The organism is Rheinheimera faecalis, from assembly GCF_021290965.1.
Lineage (GTDB): Bacteria > Pseudomonadota > Gammaproteobacteria > Enterobacterales > Alteromonadaceae > Pararheinheimera > Pararheinheimera faecalis.
In genome coordinates this window covers 231,143-246,652 of sequence record NZ_JAJOYT010000002.1, presented here as the reverse complement: position 1 = coordinate 246,652, position 15,510 = coordinate 231,143, and the positions used below count along the sequence as shown (strand labels likewise).

Annotated in this window: 17 protein-coding genes; 4 read left to right on the top strand and 13 right to left on the bottom strand. The window is 46.5% G+C overall.

The features are described 5' to 3' along the window. Positions 1–318 precede the first annotated feature (318 nt). Complete coding sequence (prmA, locus tag LSG34_RS04800; protein ID WP_147902975.1) at positions 319–1,203, top strand: 50S ribosomal protein L11 methyltransferase; 885 nt, start codon at positions 319–321, stop codon at positions 1,201–1,203. Between the two features lie 67 nt (positions 1,204–1,270). Here prmA and LSG34_RS04795 read toward each other — a convergent pair whose 3' ends face one another. The 5 genes from LSG34_RS04795 to LSG34_RS04780 all read right to left on the bottom strand — a co-directional run bounded on the left by LSG34_RS04795 (position 1,271) and on the right by LSG34_RS04780 (position 5,026). Then, on the bottom strand, positions 1,271–1,480 hold the full coding sequence (locus LSG34_RS04795; RefSeq protein WP_127020206.1) for a PspC domain-containing protein: 210 nt from the start codon (positions 1,478–1,480) through the stop codon (positions 1,271–1,273). 980 nt (positions 1,481–2,460) lie between these two features. Further along, positions 2,461–2,586 (bottom strand): hypothetical protein, encoded by a 126-nt coding sequence (locus LSG34_RS20720; RefSeq protein ID WP_264345516.1) that lies wholly within the window; start codon positions 2,584–2,586, stop codon positions 2,461–2,463. Between the two features lie 2 nt (positions 2,587–2,588). After that, positions 2,589–2,855: a hypothetical protein gene (locus LSG34_RS04790; RefSeq protein ID WP_233007677.1), complete on the bottom strand. Its 267-nt coding sequence runs from the start codon at positions 2,853–2,855 to the stop codon at positions 2,589–2,591. 194 nt (positions 2,856–3,049) lie between these two features. After that, entirely contained in the window at positions 3,050–4,051 is a 1,002-nt protein-coding gene (gene dusA / locus LSG34_RS04785; RefSeq protein WP_233007676.1) for a tRNA dihydrouridine(20/20a) synthase DusA, read from the bottom strand. Positions 4,052–4,198: 147 nt separating this feature from the next. Beyond that, entirely contained in the window at positions 4,199–5,026 is an 828-nt protein-coding gene (locus LSG34_RS04780) for a glycosyltransferase family 32 protein (RefSeq protein ID WP_233007675.1), read from the bottom strand. A gap of 306 nt (positions 5,027–5,332) precedes the next feature. Here LSG34_RS04780 and LSG34_RS04775 point away from each other — a divergent pair, with 306 nt between their 5' ends. Continuing rightward, positions 5,333–5,782 carry a transcriptional repressor gene (locus LSG34_RS04775; protein ID WP_046520098.1) on the top strand — a complete coding sequence of 150 codons (450 nt, stop codon included), beginning with the start codon at positions 5,333–5,335 and terminating at the stop codon, positions 5,780–5,782. Positions 5,783–5,960: 178 nt separating this feature from the next. Continuing rightward, the gene (locus tag LSG34_RS04770; protein ID WP_233007674.1) at positions 5,961–6,425 is read left to right on the top strand and encodes a chemotaxis protein CheX; all 465 of its coding nucleotides are present in this window, start codon (positions 5,961–5,963) and stop codon (positions 6,423–6,425) included. 56 nt (positions 6,426–6,481) lie between these two features. On the opposite strand, the gene alr is transcribed toward LSG34_RS04770, so the two are convergent. The 6 genes from alr to rpsF form a co-directional block, all read right to left on the bottom strand. Continuing rightward, positions 6,482–7,558 (bottom strand): alanine racemase, encoded by a 1,077-nt coding sequence (gene alr / locus LSG34_RS04765; RefSeq protein ID WP_233007673.1) that lies wholly within the window; start codon positions 7,556–7,558, stop codon positions 6,482–6,484. Continuing rightward, positions 7,558–8,949, bottom strand: coding sequence for a replicative DNA helicase (gene dnaB / locus LSG34_RS04760; protein ID WP_233007672.1), 1,392 nt, complete (start codon positions 8,947–8,949; stop codon positions 7,558–7,560). Before dnaB ends, alr begins: the two co-directional genes overlap by 1 nt. A gap of 192 nt (positions 8,950–9,141) precedes the next feature. Continuing rightward, positions 9,142–9,594 (bottom strand): 50S ribosomal protein L9, encoded by a 453-nt coding sequence (rplI, locus tag LSG34_RS04755; RefSeq protein ID WP_233007671.1) that lies wholly within the window; start codon positions 9,592–9,594, stop codon positions 9,142–9,144. 38 nt (positions 9,595–9,632) lie between these two features. Continuing rightward, on the bottom strand, positions 9,633–9,860 hold the full coding sequence (gene rpsR, locus LSG34_RS04750; protein WP_008899548.1) for a 30S ribosomal protein S18: 228 nt from the start codon (positions 9,858–9,860) through the stop codon (positions 9,633–9,635). 10 nt (positions 9,861–9,870) lie between these two features. Next, positions 9,871–10,176: a primosomal replication protein N gene (priB, locus tag LSG34_RS04745; protein ID WP_233007670.1), complete on the bottom strand. Its 306-nt coding sequence runs from the start codon at positions 10,174–10,176 to the stop codon at positions 9,871–9,873. 7 nt (positions 10,177–10,183) lie between these two features. Continuing rightward, complete coding sequence (gene rpsF, locus LSG34_RS04740) at positions 10,184–10,561, bottom strand: 30S ribosomal protein S6 (protein WP_008899550.1); 378 nt, start codon at positions 10,559–10,561, stop codon at positions 10,184–10,186. Positions 10,562–10,793: 232 nt separating this feature from the next. Here rpsF and LSG34_RS04735 point away from each other — a divergent pair, with 232 nt between their 5' ends. After that, positions 10,794–12,158 (top strand): class II fumarate hydratase, encoded by a 1,365-nt coding sequence (locus LSG34_RS04735; RefSeq protein ID WP_233007669.1) that lies wholly within the window; start codon positions 10,794–10,796, stop codon positions 12,156–12,158. A 61-nt stretch (positions 12,159–12,219) separates the two neighbouring features. On the opposite strand, the gene rlmB is transcribed toward LSG34_RS04735, so the two are convergent. Both rlmB and rnr read right to left on the bottom strand, forming a co-directional pair. Then, a complete protein-coding gene (gene rlmB, locus LSG34_RS04730; RefSeq protein ID WP_233007668.1) occupies positions 12,220–12,954 on the bottom strand; it encodes a 23S rRNA (guanosine(2251)-2'-O)-methyltransferase RlmB in 735 nt (244 codons plus the stop codon). Between the two features lie 91 nt (positions 12,955–13,045). Continuing rightward, complete coding sequence (gene rnr, locus LSG34_RS04725) at positions 13,046–15,478, bottom strand: ribonuclease R (RefSeq protein ID WP_233007667.1); 2,433 nt, start codon at positions 15,476–15,478, stop codon at positions 13,046–13,048. Positions 15,479–15,510: the final 32 nt, after the last annotated feature.

Below are 15,510 nucleotides of genomic sequence, written 5' to 3'. Positions count from 1 at the left end.
TAGCTGCAACATCAATTACCTTGGGTATTGGTCTTGTCGACGTACTTGAAGCCGCAGCGTTGTTGACTGCGCGCCCGAGCCCCAGTCACATAGGACTACTATGCTCCTGGGGTCTCAAGCACTTGTCGCCTAGCTGCAACATCAATTACTTTGGGTATTGGTCTTGCCGGCGTACTTGAAGCCGCAGCGTTGTTGCCTGCGTGCCCGAACCAAAGCCACCTTCACGGTGGCTTTGCTTTTTGCGCCACCGAAGCGCTGATTTTACGCCGCCAAACTGCTACAATTCGCGCCCAATTCCAGAGAGTGAAGAGCAAAGCCATGCCGTGGATCCAATTACGCGTAAACAGCACTGAAAAACAAGCCGAGCAGGTCAGCGATATGCTGATGAGCTGGGGGGCGCAAGCTGTCAGTTTTGTTGACGCCAAAGACACCCCTATTTACGAACCTCTGCCGGGTGAAGTCTTGTATTGGGAAAACACTGTGGTAGTGGGTTTGTTTGATGCCGAACACAAAATGGACAAAGTGGTGCGTCAGCTGGAAAAAGCCGCCATTTTCAAAAACGGTGTTCAGTACAAGCTGGAACAACTGGAAGACAAAGACTGGGAAAGAGAATGGATGGATAACTTCCACCCTATCCGTTTTGGTAACCGTTTATGGGTTTGCCCAAGCTGGCGTGATATTCCTGACCCAACGGCAGTGAACGTGATGCTCGACCCTGGCTTGGCTTTTGGTACTGGTACTCACCCAACTACAGCACTTTGTATGGAATGGCTGGATGCGCAGGAATTGTCGCAAAGTTTAGTGGTCGATTTTGGCTGTGGCTCAGGCATTTTGGGCATTGCCGCATTAAAGCTGGGTGCTAAGCGTGTGGTTGGTATCGACATTGACCCTCAAGCTATTGAATCCAGCCTCGCTAACGCTACCCGTAACGGTGTAGAGCAACAAATTGAGTTGTATTTACCCAAAGATCAACCTGCTTCATTACAAGCAGATGTGGTAGTGGCGAATATTCTGGCCGGCCCACTTGCACAGCTTTCTGGCATTATCAGTGCTTACGTCAAACCTGGTGGCTTACTGGCGCTGTCCGGTATTCTGGAAAGTCAGGCTCAGTCGGTGATCGATGCTTATGCGGCAGAATTTGAGTTTGACCCGGTAGCAGTCAAAGAAGAATGGGTGCGCTTAACGGCGCGGAAGAAAGTTTAAAGTTATAACAACTTACCATCTCTACAGGCGACCTGCCCACCAGGTCGCCTGTTTTTGCAAGCTCATATTAGTACACCCAACGTTCTGGCAGTATTAACGCAGCTGCGATATAAGCTACCACTACAGCAACCGGAAAACAGAACGCCAGCAATACCACAACTGCGCGGACTAACCAGATGGGCTGTTCATAAAAAGCCGCAAAACCTGCGCACACACCTGAAATTTTACGTTTAGCCTTGTTCACAAACCAGGCGCTTTTGTCTCTGCCTATACTCATGTTCTTACTCCCCAACTTTATTAATTACAGCTCTATCCAGCATCCACATCAAACCAGCTAAAGCCCAGACCACGACAATGTTGATAATAATTAATAACATGTCCTGCTCCTCCCTAAACCGGCTAAACCAATTCAGACTTCGTCTGCTGCCCAGCTGCCAACAATACCGAACCATGCTAATACAACCATCAGTGCTGCTATTTCCATTTTGACTCTCCTAACCTTTGTTTATGTTTTGTGCTTTTGCTGATACTCACCAGCGCTTTGTTATTCAGACTTCATCTGCAGCCCAGCTGCCTACTATGCCGAACCAGGCTAAAACTACCATCAGTGCTGCTATTTCCATTTTGACTCTCCTAACCTTTGTTTATGTTTTGTGCTTTTGCTGATACTCACCAGCGCTTTGCTATTCAGACTTCATCTGCAGCTCAGCTGCCTACTATGCCGAACCAGGCTAAAACTACCATCAGTGCTGCTATTTCCATTTTGACTCTCCTAACCTTTGTTTATGTTTTGTGCTTTTGCTGATGCTCACCAGCGCTTTGCTATTTAGACTTCGTCTGCAGCCCAGCTGCCTACTATGCCGAACCAAGCTAATACAACCATCAGTGCTGCTATTTCCATTTTGACTCTCCTCAACCTTAGTTAGTGGTTTAATTCATCATCAGTTCATCTGCTGATATCTATGTATTGCAGCTGTTATGCCAACTTGAAAATAAATTTTAAATCATTGTTTTTAATGGTTATTTTAAGAAACAAAACAACAAAACTTTATAGCTCAAATTTTATCCAAAACACATAAGTAGTATTTTTAACCACTTTTTAGTTAATTTAAAAACAGGCAATTATGGCTAAATTCAGGCGTGCAAATGCAGCAGGATGGCACTACAGAAGAGTTTAAAAATTGGCAGATATAAAGGGATCGACAGGTGCAAACAGGAAAGCAGAAAGGGACTTAAAAAAACAAAACCCGGTACTACTTAAAACCGGGTTGAGCCAGGAATATCGAACGGCGGTAATAACCAATGCCATATCACAGACACCAGGCCAACACTAACTACGGGCAATAAAAACAGACCCAACAACCCTAATGTTAAGCTCAGCATCCTTAGTCCACCTTAGCTACTGCGATTACAGCTTCTTTTTCAGTTTCGGTGGTGGTCACTAAAGTGGTTGCCAGTTCGGCCAGAGCTTTTTGGCTTTGCTCCACAATCGCAACTTTTAACTCAGCCATTTGCTGGTTCATCAGTTCAGCCGCAAAAGCGCTGACAGCTTGTGTATTGACTGAAGGTAAGCTCAGTTCATTGGCTTGTACTGATGGGGTAGCAGCAAAAGCTGCAGCGGTAACAAGGACTAACGTAGCAAGTGTTTTCATGGTCGCGCTCCTTAATGAGTAGTGAAGTTCACTATCTCTATTTCAAGGTGCGTGCCATACTGAAATTAATTTTTAAGCCATTGATAATTATGAACTTAAAATAAATTCAACCGATTTACCAATAAAACACCAAAAGGCTAAAAACAAAAAAGTGGTGAAATTCACCACTTTTTGAATATTTGATATTCACACTGTTAAAGCTGGGGCACCTTTTTCAGCGCGTCCAGCATCACTTGTGGACCACTGGTCGGTAAGTGGCCAATTTCACTCAAATGCCGGCGCCATAAACGGGCTCCTGGCACGCCCTGAAACAAGCCCAGCATATGCCGTGCTATATGCCAGAAACGCGCGCCCTGCGCCATTTGACGCTCAATATAAGGCAACATCAGCTCAACCACCTGATGCGGCGTTGGCACTGCCCGTGGATTGTTATAAATAGCTGCATCAATTTGCGCCAGCATCAACGGGTTGCTGTAGGCCTCACGGCCCACCATTACACCATCCACATGCTGCAAATGAATCAAGCAATCCTGCAGTGTTTTAACGCCACCATTGATGGAGATATCTAACTGCGGGAAATCTTTTTTCAGCTGATACACCCGTTCGTAATCCAGTGGCGGAATTTCGCGGTTCTCTTTAGGGCTTAAACCACTCAACCAGGCTTTACGGGCATGCACGATAAACTGGTTACAGCCAGAGTCTGCAATAGTGCCAACAAAATCCACTAAAAACTGATAGCTGTCGTGATCATCAATACCTATACGGCTTTTTACTGTGACAGGAATATCCACCACAGAGCGCATTTCATGGATACAAGCGGCGACCAATTCAGGTTTGGCCATCAGGCAAGCGCCAAACATACCGTTTTGCACTCTGTCCGATGGGCAACCTACGTTGATATTGATAGCGTCGTAACCCCTTTCCTGGCAAAGCTTGGCACTGTGCGCCATATCTTTAGGATCAGAGCCACCCAGCTGAACTACCACAGGATGCTCTTCTTCATTAAAAGCCAGATAATCGCCCTGACCATATATGATGGCGCCTGTGGTCACCATCTCGGTATAAAGCACCGCATGTTCAGACAATAACCGATGGAAATAGCGACAATGTTTGTCCGTCCAGTCCAGCATAGGGGCAATGCTGAAACGGTGATCCATAATCACAGGCTTTGAAGGGGAAGTAGTCGAACTCATCATAAAACGGCTGCCATCTGGTTAATCTGCTGCTTTCTACAGCTCTGAATACAGGTTATGAATACAGAGTGTAGAAAAATCGCGCGAGTATACCCCAGACGGCCAGGCATTTCAGCGTAAAGCTCAAGACAAAACAAGTTTTAGTGGGGATCAGGCCTGAGATTTCAGCAGCAACAAGCTGTAACGCGAACTCAGCTCAAAAAGTGCTATTTTTCTTTCACCATTTTTTAACGGCAACTCGCCGGTACGGATTTTATTCCGTTTTAACCGCAGTAATTGATAACCTGCCAGATACACCAGCAATTTCCGGCTGTATTCTTCAAACCAGGAGCCGTTAAAATGATGGATACTGAAGTTTTCTTTACCTGCCTCTGGTGTACAGAAGTAATAGCTAGGATAAATATAGGCATCGGCTGACAGCTGATAAAGCTGATCGCCACGGTAAGGTTTATGCAAACCAAAGTCGCGGGCAAATAAATCGCTGATAAGTCCGGTATTTGGTGTTAAATCTTCTGAGCCATCTGCTTTATAAAATGATTTTGTATCGTAAGCACTCAACAAATGCTGGACAATCGCATGACCAGGAACTGCTCCCATCATAGCTGTAACCGGCGCTGTACGGCCTTTAAAGCTTTCAAAACCCGTGACAAAACCATGCTGACGGAAGGAGTCTAAATCTGCAGTCAACTCTAAGTCTGTGTCAAAATAAAACCCGCCCATTTGGTGCAAAGCATAAAGACGCAGATAATCTGATACAAAAGCCCATTTCTTTGCCGCAAAAGCTTCATGGGCATAACGGTTGTTCAGGGTTGCAAGACGTTCGTTATTCCATTCAATGATTTGATAGTCCGGCAAATACTTTTTCCAACTGGCAATACAACGCAAAGCCAATTCTGATTTTGGTGAATTACCCACCCAAACATAATGAATAATTTTTGGAATAACTGTCGGATTAACCATGGGACGCTGTTTCAACATGCAAAGTTGCTCATTAGTTTATGCTTGTGCCCAGAGCTGACTGTAATCATTTGTTACCCTTTGGTAACAAGCTGAATTCGGGCGCGCGGCATGTTAGTTGCCTTAGCACATAATAACAAGAGCTCCATTAACCATAAATTAACGACAAGACATAAAACAAAAAAATACCAACAGATCCCAAATGGACTAATTCCAGCCGGATAAACTCTTAACTTCTGTTTTGTATCAGGAAATCCCCACTCAAAAGCTGGAGCGGACAAACTTATGTGATAAACTGCCGCCATTGCTACGAGAGTGAGCTGAGTTATGTCGATTGAATCTTTGGTCACCAGGGCCCGCCATATTTGTGATGTGAATGGTGCGCGCTTTACCACAATTCGTGAAAAAGTGTTTCGTTTATTGGCGGACACACACGGTGGTATTGGTGCATATGAATTACTGGAACAATTAAAAGCCAGTGAGCCAGCGGCTAAACCTGCCACTATTTATCGGGCTTTAGATTTTCTGACAGAACAGGGTTTTATTCATAAAATTGAATCCACCAACGCTTTTTTGCTTTGCCATCACTTTGAACAGCATCACCCGGCGCAGTTACTAATCTGTGATCAGTGTGGTCATGTGGAAGAATTACATTCGTCCCCGTTACAGCAGGAATTTGTTAAATTAGCCTCAGAAAAAGGCTTTTTAATTCAAAGACAAACTGTGGAAGCTCATGGAAGTTGCCAAAGCTGTCTGAAAAAAGCGTCAAACGACTGAATCCGCTTGACGCCTTCTGGTCACACTGGCTATTTTAGTGACCAGAACAGCATAAAATTGTAAATAATTTAGAAAAATTCATACCAAAACAATAAGCTAGACTTGTGTTATACAACATAGCCACCTAATCTTGAAGTTGGCAATGCAATCAGGTCCAGACTCCGAACAGGCTAATTAAATGAATGTTGAGTATGTAAATCCGTTTCTCTCTTCGTTAGTCAATGTGTTAGGTACCATGGCCAATACTAAAATTGTGCCAGGACAGCCACGATTAAAGAAAGACGAACAGGCTCGCGGTGAAGTATCAGGTTTGATTGGTATGATAGGCCCAACCACTAAAGGGTCGTTCTCAGTCACTTTTGAAGAATCTTTAGCGCTGGAAATCATGTCCAGAATGTTAGGTGAACGGCCTGACAAAATTAATGAAGACGTCACCGATATGGTGGGTGAAATCACTAATATGGTCACTGGTGGCGCTAAACGTATTTTGGGTGAAAAAGGCCATGAATTCAGTATGGCGACCCCTGTTGTCGTATCAGGTAAAGGCCACACCATCACTCATAAAACCACTGGTGCGAAAATTCTGATGCCATTTGATTCAGACTTCGGCAAAGTATTTATTGAAGTCAGCTTCGACGAATAATTAACGGGGTCAGATCACATTATTGGCCAGACCAATAATGTGATCTGACCCCAATTTCATTCCAGATAGCGGAATTCGACCCTGCTGGTGATATTGCATAGCAACTCGTAAGGAATAGTCTGCACCTGCTCTGCAATTTCTTCGACCGGCAAATTAGCGCCCCATAACAGCACTTCGTCACCAATCTGCACATCAGCATTGCCAATATCTACTGTCGTCATATCCATAGAGACACGACCAACAATAGGATACCGCTCACCTTTAATCAGTACAGGACAGCCATTGCTGGCCGCTCTTGGATAACCATCACCATAACCAACAGCTACAACTGCCAGGCGGGTATCAGCAGGCGCAGTCCAGGTACCACCGTACCCCACTTTGTCGCCTTGCTTCACATCACGCACTGCAATCACGCTGCTGCTAAAGCTCATCACAGCTTTTAACTGATGCTGCTCTGCTCTGCCCAGCTCCATTGGCGAAACACCATATAAAGCTAAACCAGGACGGATCCAATGACCATGGCTTTGTGGCCAGGCCAAAGTGCCGGCAGAATTGGCCAGGCAAAGCTCGCCTGCCAAACCTTCAACAGTTTTCATAAAGAGATCGATCTGTTGTTGGGTGCTATCAACCATCAGTTCATCAGCGCTGGCAAAATGCGTCATCAGCCGCATCGGCTGGATCACATTCGGGCTTTGACACAACTGCTGATAAGCCTGCAGAAACTGCTCCGGCAATAAGCCTAAGCGGTGCATACCACTGTCCATTTTCAGCCAGACATGCACAGGTGAATCCAATTCAGCTGCAACTAGTGCCTCAACCTGACTTGGATGATGCACTACGACCTGCAAGTTACTGGCAACCACTTGTGGTAGTTCGTCAGCATGGAAAAAACCTTCCAGCAGTACTATAGGTTTGACTATGCCACCAGCGCGCAGCATCAAGGCTTCATCGATACGGGCCACACCAAAAGCACTGGCATCTTTTAGCTGTTCGGCCACTTTCAATAAACCATGGCCATAGGCATTGGCTTTTAATACCGCCAGCACTTTGCTATTCGGGGCTGCAGCACGGACTTGTTGTAAATTATGCAATAAGGCCGCTAAATCAATGCGGGCCTGTGGACGACGACTCATTAATACTCGTCCTCAAAACGGGCAGTACCTGCGTAGTTGTCAAAACGTGAATAGCGGCCATGGAAGGTCAGGCGAATACGTCCTATAGGGCCGTTACGCTGTTTACCTATAATAACTTCGGCCGTGCCTTTATCCGGGCTGTCGTCGTGATAAACCTCATCACGGTAGATAAACATAATTAAGTCAGCATCCTGCTCAATAGAACCGGATTCCCTTAAGTCGGAGTTCACAGGGCGTTTGTCGGCCCGTTGTTCCAAACTACGGTTTAGCTGCGATAAGGCAACCACAGGCACTTTTAACTCTTTGGCTAACGCTTTGAGTGAACGCGAAATTTCGGCGATTTCTAAAGTCCGGTTTTCCGATAAGCCAGGCACTGTCATCAGCTGCAGGTAGTCGACCATGATCATGCTCAGACCACCATGTTCACGGGCCACACGACGGGCACGGGAACGGACTTCAGTAGGTGTTAAGCCCGAGGCGTCATCGATATACATTTTGCCTTTGCTGTTCAGAAGTTCGATGGCTGAGGATAAACGCGCCCAATCTTCGTCGTCCAACTGACCTGTCCGCACTTTGGTTTGGTCAATACGGCCTAAAGACGCCAGCATCCTCATCATAATTTGTTCGGACGGCATCTCTAAGCTGAAAATAAGCACGGGTTTGTCGCTGGTAATGGCGGCATGTTCACAGAGGTTCATCGCAAAAGTGGTTTTACCCATAGAAGGACGGGCTGCCACTATGATCAGATCCGACGGCTGCATACCGTTGGTCATTTTATCCAGATCCATATAACCCGTTGATACACCGGTTAAACCACCAGCGCTTGGGTTACGGAACAGCTCGTCTATTTTATCTATGGTTTTCGAAAGAATACTGTTGATAGGCTCAGGGCCTTCATTCGAGTTGGCGCGCTGCTCAGCAATTTTAAATACTTTAGTCTCAGCGAAGTCCAAAAGCTCAGCACTGTTACGGCCTTGTGGGTCGTAGCCAGCATCGGCAATATCATGCGCTACTGAAATCATATCCCGCACCACGGCGCGCTCACGCACTATGTCGGCATAAGCCAGAATATTGGCAGCACTTGGGGTATTTTTGGCAATTTCACCTAAATAAGCAAAACCACCCACATCAGCTAATTGCTGACTACGTTCTAAGGTTTCAGAAACAGTAATTAAGTCGATCGGCTGGTTAGCTTCAGCCACCCGCGACATGGCGGAAAAAATAAAGCGGTGTGAACGTAAATAGAAGTCCTGCTCCACCACCTTTTCCGAGACTTTGTCCCAGGCATCATTGTCCAGCATTAAGCCGCCTAAGACAGATTGCTCGGCTTCAATGGAATGTGGCGGCATTTTTACCGCAGCGACTTGTTTATCTCTTTGCTTATTGTCCATAACACCAGAAATTCTAGAAATTGCGACAGGCTTGTATACCCAAGGTATAACAGCTCTGCATGGGAGCGATAGCCTACCATTAAAGCATGTATCAAGGTTTGGAAAAATCAGTAAAGCGGAATTTTTTTAGTGCAAAGCGAAGGTAAAGCGGGAAGGGATTGGGCACACAAAACTGTGTGCCCAAAAGGCTTATTAAGCCTCAGCAACCACTACTACTTTGATAGTAGCTGTTACTTCTGCGTGTAACTGCAGTGCGATGTTGAATTCGCCAGTTTCACGGATAGTACCGTTAGGTAACTTCACTTCTGCTTTCGTTACTGCAACACCTGCAGCAGTGATAGCATCAGCGATATCACGTGTACCAACTGAACCGAACAATTTGCCTTCGTCACCAGCTTTAGAAGCAACTGTTACTTCAGCCAGAGCAGCGATCTTCTCAGCGCGAGCTTGAGAAGTTGCTAAAGTTTCAGCCAGTTTGGCTTCTAACTCAGCACGACGCTGTTCAAATTTTTCGATGTTAGCTTTGGTAGCTGGAACTGCTTTTCCCTGTGGGAATAAGAAGTTACGAGCATAACCAGATTTAACAGTTACGTTGTCGCCTAAACCACCAAGGTTAGCAACTTTGTCCAACAGAATAATTTCCATTGTAATACCCTCTCTGTATACGGTTTAACCAGTCGCTGTTAGCTATGTGAATCGCTGTATGGTAACAAGGCCAGGTAGCGGGCGCGTTTGATAGCGCGAGCTAATTGACGTTGATACTTAGCGCTGGTACCAGTGATACGGCTTGGGACAATTTTGCCACTTTCAGTGACATAATTTTTTAACGTAGCTGTATCTTTGTAATCGATCTCAATCACGCCTTCTGCAGAGAAACGGCAGAATTTACGGCGACGGAAATAACGAGCCATGAAACTTCTCCTAACTTAATATTTCAATCTGTTGGGCATGCAACACCAGTTTAGACTGACCGCTGCGGCTCTGATGCCGGTTTAAAAAACCTGTCACCCGAACTTTGTTTCCCAGTTTCAAATTGTGAGTTTGTTGCGCTAACCCGGCCCCTGCACAGACTACTTGTAGTCTGACATAAACCTGACGGTTAAAACCGGCTTCCTGCTGCACCGATTGGTGCTCAATCACTAAATAACTGTGAGGAATACCGGCCGGACTTTCGCTGTGGTCGACCTGACGGCATATAGTGCCAGTCACAACCAGGCTATTGTCCATCTGCAAATTACTCGTCGTTTGCTACCAGCTCATCTGAATCACGAGGAGCACGGTCACGACGTTCGTCACGTACCTTGGCCATTGGTGATGGCTCAGTCACGGCAGTGTTAGTGCGCATGATCAGGTTACGCAATACAGCGTCGTTGAAGCGGAAGTTAGTTTCCAGCTCGTCAATTACTGCCTGTGGCGCTTCTACGTTCATCAGAACATAGTGAGCTTTGTGCAGCTTTTCGATTGGATAAGCTAATTGACGACGGCCCCAGTCTTCTAAGCGGTGAATTGAACCACCAGCTTCTTTGATCGCGCCAGTGTAACGCTCGATCATTCCTGGAACTTGTTCACTTTGATCTGGGTGAACCATAAACACGATTTCGTAATGACGCATTGTAGCTCCTTACGGTTAGTTAGCCTCGGGTGAGCTCGGCCAGACTCGCATAGAGGCAAGGAACGTTCTGGATGGCCGAAGGGGCGGTATTCTAGGGGTTTCTTGATGCTAAAACAAGCAGCAACACTGATTTTTATCAGGCTATAGCGTGAATTTTCCGGGGATATTGCTATTTTACGGAAAAGCCCCCATAACATTTCCAATTGAGCAAGAAATATACAGGAGTAAAGCCATGAGTTTCAGAATAGAACGCGACAGTATGGGTGAAGTACAATTGCCGGCAGAGGCCTTGTATCAGGCGCAAACGCAACGGGCTTTGGATAACTTTCAAATCAGTCAGTTGACGATGCCTCCGGCTTTTATTAAAGCTGTACTTAGAGTTAAACAAGCTGCAGCGGCCGCCAATCTTGAGCTGAAATTACTGGAACCACAGATTGCTTCGGCGATCAATTCTGCTGCAGAGCAACAACTGCTCGGGCTGGATATGGCGCACTACCCTATCGACCTGTTTCAGACGGGCTCTGGCACCAGCACCAATATGAATGTGAATGAAGTACTGGCGACCTTATCCGGCAAAAGTTCAGGCCTGGCTATTAGCCCTAACGATCATATTAATCTGGGCCAAAGCAGCAATGATGTGATCCCAACCGCTATTCATTTAAGTGCTGCTGTTGCCAATAATCAGTTAATTGAGACGCTGGTCAGGCTTGAAGCTGTGATAGCCACTAAAGCTCAAGAGGTTGGGCATATCGTCAAAACTGGCCGCACTCATTTAATGGATGCGATGCCTGTGACTTTTGCTCAGGTGTTATCCGGCTGGCAGGCCCAAATTGCCCATGCACGGCAGCAACTGGAGTTTGCCCAGCAACAGGTATTAGCTTTAGCTCAGGGCGGCACAGCTGTGGGTACTGGTATTAATGCCCATCCGGATTTTGCTGCCTTGTTTTGTCAGAAGCTAAGCGACCAGACAGGTTTAAAATTCAGACCCAGCTCCAACTTCTTTTTAAGTTTAGGCTCGCAAGACTCTATTGTGGCTTTATCAGGTGCGACCAAAGTGCTGGCTGTGGCTTTAATGAAAATCGCCAATGACTTACGCTGGATGAACTCTGGCCCTTTAGCAGGTTTAGGCGAAATAGCCCTGCCTGCGCTGCAACCCGGCTCTTCCATTATGCCAGGCAAAGTCAATCCGGTGATCCCTGAGGCTGTGGCTATGGTGGCGGCTCAGGTGATTGGCAACGATGCCACTATTACAGTGGCTGGGCAGTCGGGCAACTTTGAGCTGAATGTGATGTTGCCCGTCATAGCCCATAACATCTTACAAAGTCTGGAGCTGTTAAGTTCAGCAAGCTCTGCCTTAGGCGAAAAAGCCATAGCGGGTTTTACTGTGCAAAAAGACAAGATTGATGAAGCTTTGTCGCGTAACCCTATTCTGGTGACTGCACTCAATCCATTGATTGGGTATTTAAAAGCAGCAGATATTGCCAAGCAGGCGTACAAAGAAAAACGACCTGTGATTGATGTCGCAGTGGAACAAACCAGTTACAGCAGAGCAGAGTTAGAGAAGTTATTAGACCCAGCCCTTTTAAGTCAAGGGTAAAACTAACAATGGGGTCAGATCACATTGTTAACGGTTAACAATGTGATCTGACCCCATTTTTTTACTGGCGCTGACGCACAGCTTCAAATAAGCAGATACCAGTTGCGACCGATACGTTTAAGCTCGAGACTGAACCAAACATTGGGATCTTCATCAGCGAATCACAATGCTCTCGGGTCAGACGGCGTAAACCATCTCCTTCAGCGCCTAAAGCTATTGCCAGAGGGCCATTCAGCTTGGTTTGATAAATAGTGGTGTCGGTTTCACCGGCAGCACCTACCACCCAAATACCAGCGTCTTTTAACTCACGAATAGTGCGGGCTAAGTTAGTCACCGTAATAAAAGGCACTACTTCAGCAGCACCACAAGCCACTTTACGCACCACAGGAGTCACTTTGACTGAACGGTCTTTAGGAGCGACCACTGCATGCACTCCAGCCGCATCAGCACTACGTAAAATAGCACCTAAGTTATGTGGGTCGGTAATGCCATCTAAAATCAGAATAAAAGGACTGGATTGCTCAGCGATAATACGGGCTAAATCCTGTTCGGTGCCGGTTTGCTGAGCGCGGGCTCTTGCCACCACGCCCTGATGCTGCGCACCATTGACCTTTTCATCTAAAGCTCGGCGGTTGCAGTACTGCACTGAGACGCCAAAATCACGGGCGAATTTCAGCAACGGCTGTAAACGCTGATCGTCTTTGTCTTTTAAGATAAAAAGTTCAAGAACATCTTCCGGCGCACGTTCAAATAACGCACTTACCGCATGAATACCAAATACAAAATCTGCGCTCATCGCAACCTCTTTAAAAATGACCGAGCCCGGCAACACCGGGCTCAGTTTAACTGTCGGCTAGTGTAGCAAAAACACCAGCCTATTGCTTTTGCTACTTACGCTTACGCGGTGCTTTACCTGGCCTTGGACCTGCAGGGCTTTTCGCTGCAGGACTTTTTGCCGATGGTTTGCTTCCCGCTGGCTTTTTCGCTGCAGGCTTTTTACCTGCTGGCTTTCTACCCGCGTTACCCGGAGCTGTTTGCTCAACACCGGCTTTACGGGCGCCTTTTTTGCGCATCGAGGCTTTTTCTTCCGCTGGTGTCATTGCTGCTTTTTTACTGGCGCTGACTTTGCGATTGGACGTAGTGCGTTTTTCCATGCCCACTATGCCTAAATCAATTTTGCGCGCTTCCAGGTTCACCGCCAACACTTTGACTTCAATCAGATCGCCCATACGGTACTGCACATTGCTATGCTCACCTTTCAGCACCTGACGTTCAGTATCAAAGTGGTAATAGTCGTTTTGCAACGAGGTGACATGCACTAAACCTTCGATATACAAGTCGCTAATACGGACAAACAAACCAAAGTTAGTGACGGTAGACACCACACCTTTGAAGCTGTCGCCAATGTGATCCTGCATATACTCACATTTCAGCCAGTCTGCTACTTCACGGGTTGCATCGTCAGCACGGCGCTCCGTCATCGAACATTGTTCACCCAAAGGGTGAATTTGTTTTTCAGTGTAGCCTTTAGGCCCAGTCACTTTCTGACCCTGAGTTTGCAAAATAGCTTTAATAGCACGGTGCAACACCAGATCCGGATAACGACGAATAGGCGAGGTAAAGTGCGCATAAGCTTCTAACGCCAGACCAAAGTGACCTAAGTTGTCGCCCTGATACACAGCCTGCTTCATTGAACGCAGCATCGTAGTTTCAATCAGCTCTTTATCAGGTCTGTCCTGCAGTTTTTGCAAAGTCAGCATCAGATCCAAAGGTGTTGGCTCTACCGGCAGATTGGCTTCAATACCTAATTCGGCAAGGAAACGTCTGAAGTTGGCAAAACGATCACCATCCGGGCGCTCATGCACACGGAACAAGGCAAAAGCTTCATGTTTTTCAATCAGCTTAGCGGCTGAAACGTTGGCTAAAATCATACATTCTTCAATGATCTTATGCGCTTCGTTACGGTGAATTGGCACTATCTGTTCAATTTTACGATGGCTGTTAAAGATAAAACGGGTTTCGACCGTTTCAAATTCAATAGCACCACGCTCGGCCCGTACTTTCGCCATTTGTTTATACAGCGAATACAGGTTATCGATATTGGTTAAGTTGGCTTCGTATTGCTGACGTAACTTCGGATCACCTTCTAAAATGGCGTGAACCTTGTTGTACGTCAGACGTGCACTGGAGTGCATCACGGCTTCATAAAACTGATAACCATCCAGCTTGCCTTGTTTGCTGATATGCATTTCAGCAACAAAACAAAGCCGGTCTGTATGTGGGTTCAGTGAACATAAACCGTTGGATAACACTTCAGGCAGCATAGGAACTACATGGTCCGGGAAATACACCGAGTTACCACGTTCCAGCGCTTCTTTATCCAGCGGAGTATCAGGCAGTACATAAGCACTTACGTCCGCTATAGCGACCCATAAATGCCAGCCACCATCGACTTTGCGTTCACAGTAAACCGCGTCATCGAAGTCCCGGGCATCTTCACCATCTATGGTGATTAAACCCAATTGAGTTAAATCAACACGGCCAGCTTTGGCTTCTACTGGTACTTCGGTGCCATAACCCGCCACTTGCTGTTCAACAGCTTTAGAAAACTCGTGGGGGATCTGGTGGTTACGAATAGCGATTTCGATTTCCATACCAGGCGCCATATGTTCGCCCAGCACTTCAATCACTTTACCTACCGCATTGACTCTTTTGCTTGGACGCTGGCTGATTTCAACCAATACCACCTGACCATGACGCGCTGCGCCTTCTTCACCTGGTGGTATCACAATGTCCTGGCTCAGACGTGGATCATCTGGTACCACAACACCTAAAGCAAAATCTTTAAAGTAACGGCCAACTATAGGTTCATTACGGGCTTCTAAAATGCGGACTATACGGGCTTCCACTTTGTCACGGCTGGCAAAATCGCTTTTCGATGCCAGCACCACGTCGCCATGCAGCAGACGTTTCATTTCAAAGTTAGGAATAAACCAGTCTGGACCACCTTGTTCCAGCTTTAAAAAGCCAAAACCATCGCGGTGTCCTAACACAGTACCTTTAACTAAATCCAGGTCGTCGACCAGACCATAGCGTTTGCTTTTGTTAAACAGCAACTGGCCGTCACGTTCCATGGCGCGCAGACGTTTTTTCAGCGCAAACATCGCTTCATCGTCTGTCAGCTTTAATTCAGCGGCCAACTCTTCAAAGTAGGCAGGTTGTTGCCGCTGCTTTAAGTGTTCGAGGATAAATTCCCGACTAGGGATGGGGTTTTCATATTTTTCTTGCTCACGCGCAAGATGCGGATCTTTGACCGTCATGTTTTCTCTTTTTCACTAATTCAGCCTGCAGT

Coding starts and splice junctions, on each gene's coding strand:
- prmA (WP_147902975.1), top strand. CDS start 319: ATGCCGTGGATCCAATTACGCGTAAACAGCACTGAAAAACAAGCCGAG.
- LSG34_RS04795 (WP_127020206.1), bottom strand. CDS start 1,480: ATGAGTATAGGCAGAGACAAAAGCGCCTGGTTTGTGAACAAGGCTAAA.
- LSG34_RS20720 (WP_264345516.1), bottom strand. CDS start 2,586: ATGCTGAGCTTAACATTAGGGTTGTTGGGTCTGTTTTTATTGCCCGTA.
- LSG34_RS04790 (WP_233007677.1), bottom strand. CDS start 2,855: ATGAAAACACTTGCTACGTTAGTCCTTGTTACCGCTGCAGCTTTTGCT.
- dusA (WP_233007676.1), bottom strand. CDS start 4,051: ATGATGAGTTCGACTACTTCCCCTTCAAAGCCTGTGATTATGGATCAC.
- LSG34_RS04780 (WP_233007675.1), bottom strand. CDS start 5,026: ATGTTGAAACAGCGTCCCATGGTTAATCCGACAGTTATTCCAAAAATT.
- LSG34_RS04775 (WP_046520098.1), top strand. CDS start 5,333: ATGTCGATTGAATCTTTGGTCACCAGGGCCCGCCATATTTGTGATGTG.
- LSG34_RS04770 (WP_233007674.1), top strand. CDS start 5,961: ATGAATGTTGAGTATGTAAATCCGTTTCTCTCTTCGTTAGTCAATGTG.
- alr (WP_233007673.1), bottom strand. CDS start 7,558: ATGAGTCGTCGTCCACAGGCCCGCATTGATTTAGCGGCCTTATTGCAT.
- dnaB (WP_233007672.1), bottom strand. CDS start 8,949: ATGGACAATAAGCAAAGAGATAAACAAGTCGCTGCGGTAAAAATGCCG.
- rplI (WP_233007671.1), bottom strand. CDS start 9,594: ATGGAAATTATTCTGTTGGACAAAGTTGCTAACCTTGGTGGTTTAGGC.
- rpsR (WP_008899548.1), bottom strand. CDS start 9,860: ATGGCTCGTTATTTCCGTCGCCGTAAATTCTGCCGTTTCTCTGCAGAA.
- priB (WP_233007670.1), bottom strand. CDS start 10,176: ATGGACAATAGCCTGGTTGTGACTGGCACTATATGCCGTCAGGTCGAC.
- rpsF (WP_008899550.1), bottom strand. CDS start 10,561: ATGCGTCATTACGAAATCGTGTTTATGGTTCACCCAGATCAAAGTGAA.
- LSG34_RS04735 (WP_233007669.1), top strand. CDS start 10,794: ATGAGTTTCAGAATAGAACGCGACAGTATGGGTGAAGTACAATTGCCG.
- rlmB (WP_233007668.1), bottom strand. CDS start 12,954: ATGAGCGCAGATTTTGTATTTGGTATTCATGCGGTAAGTGCGTTATTT.
- rnr (WP_233007667.1), bottom strand. CDS start 15,478: ATGACGGTCAAAGATCCGCATCTTGCGCGTGAGCAAGAAAAATATGAA.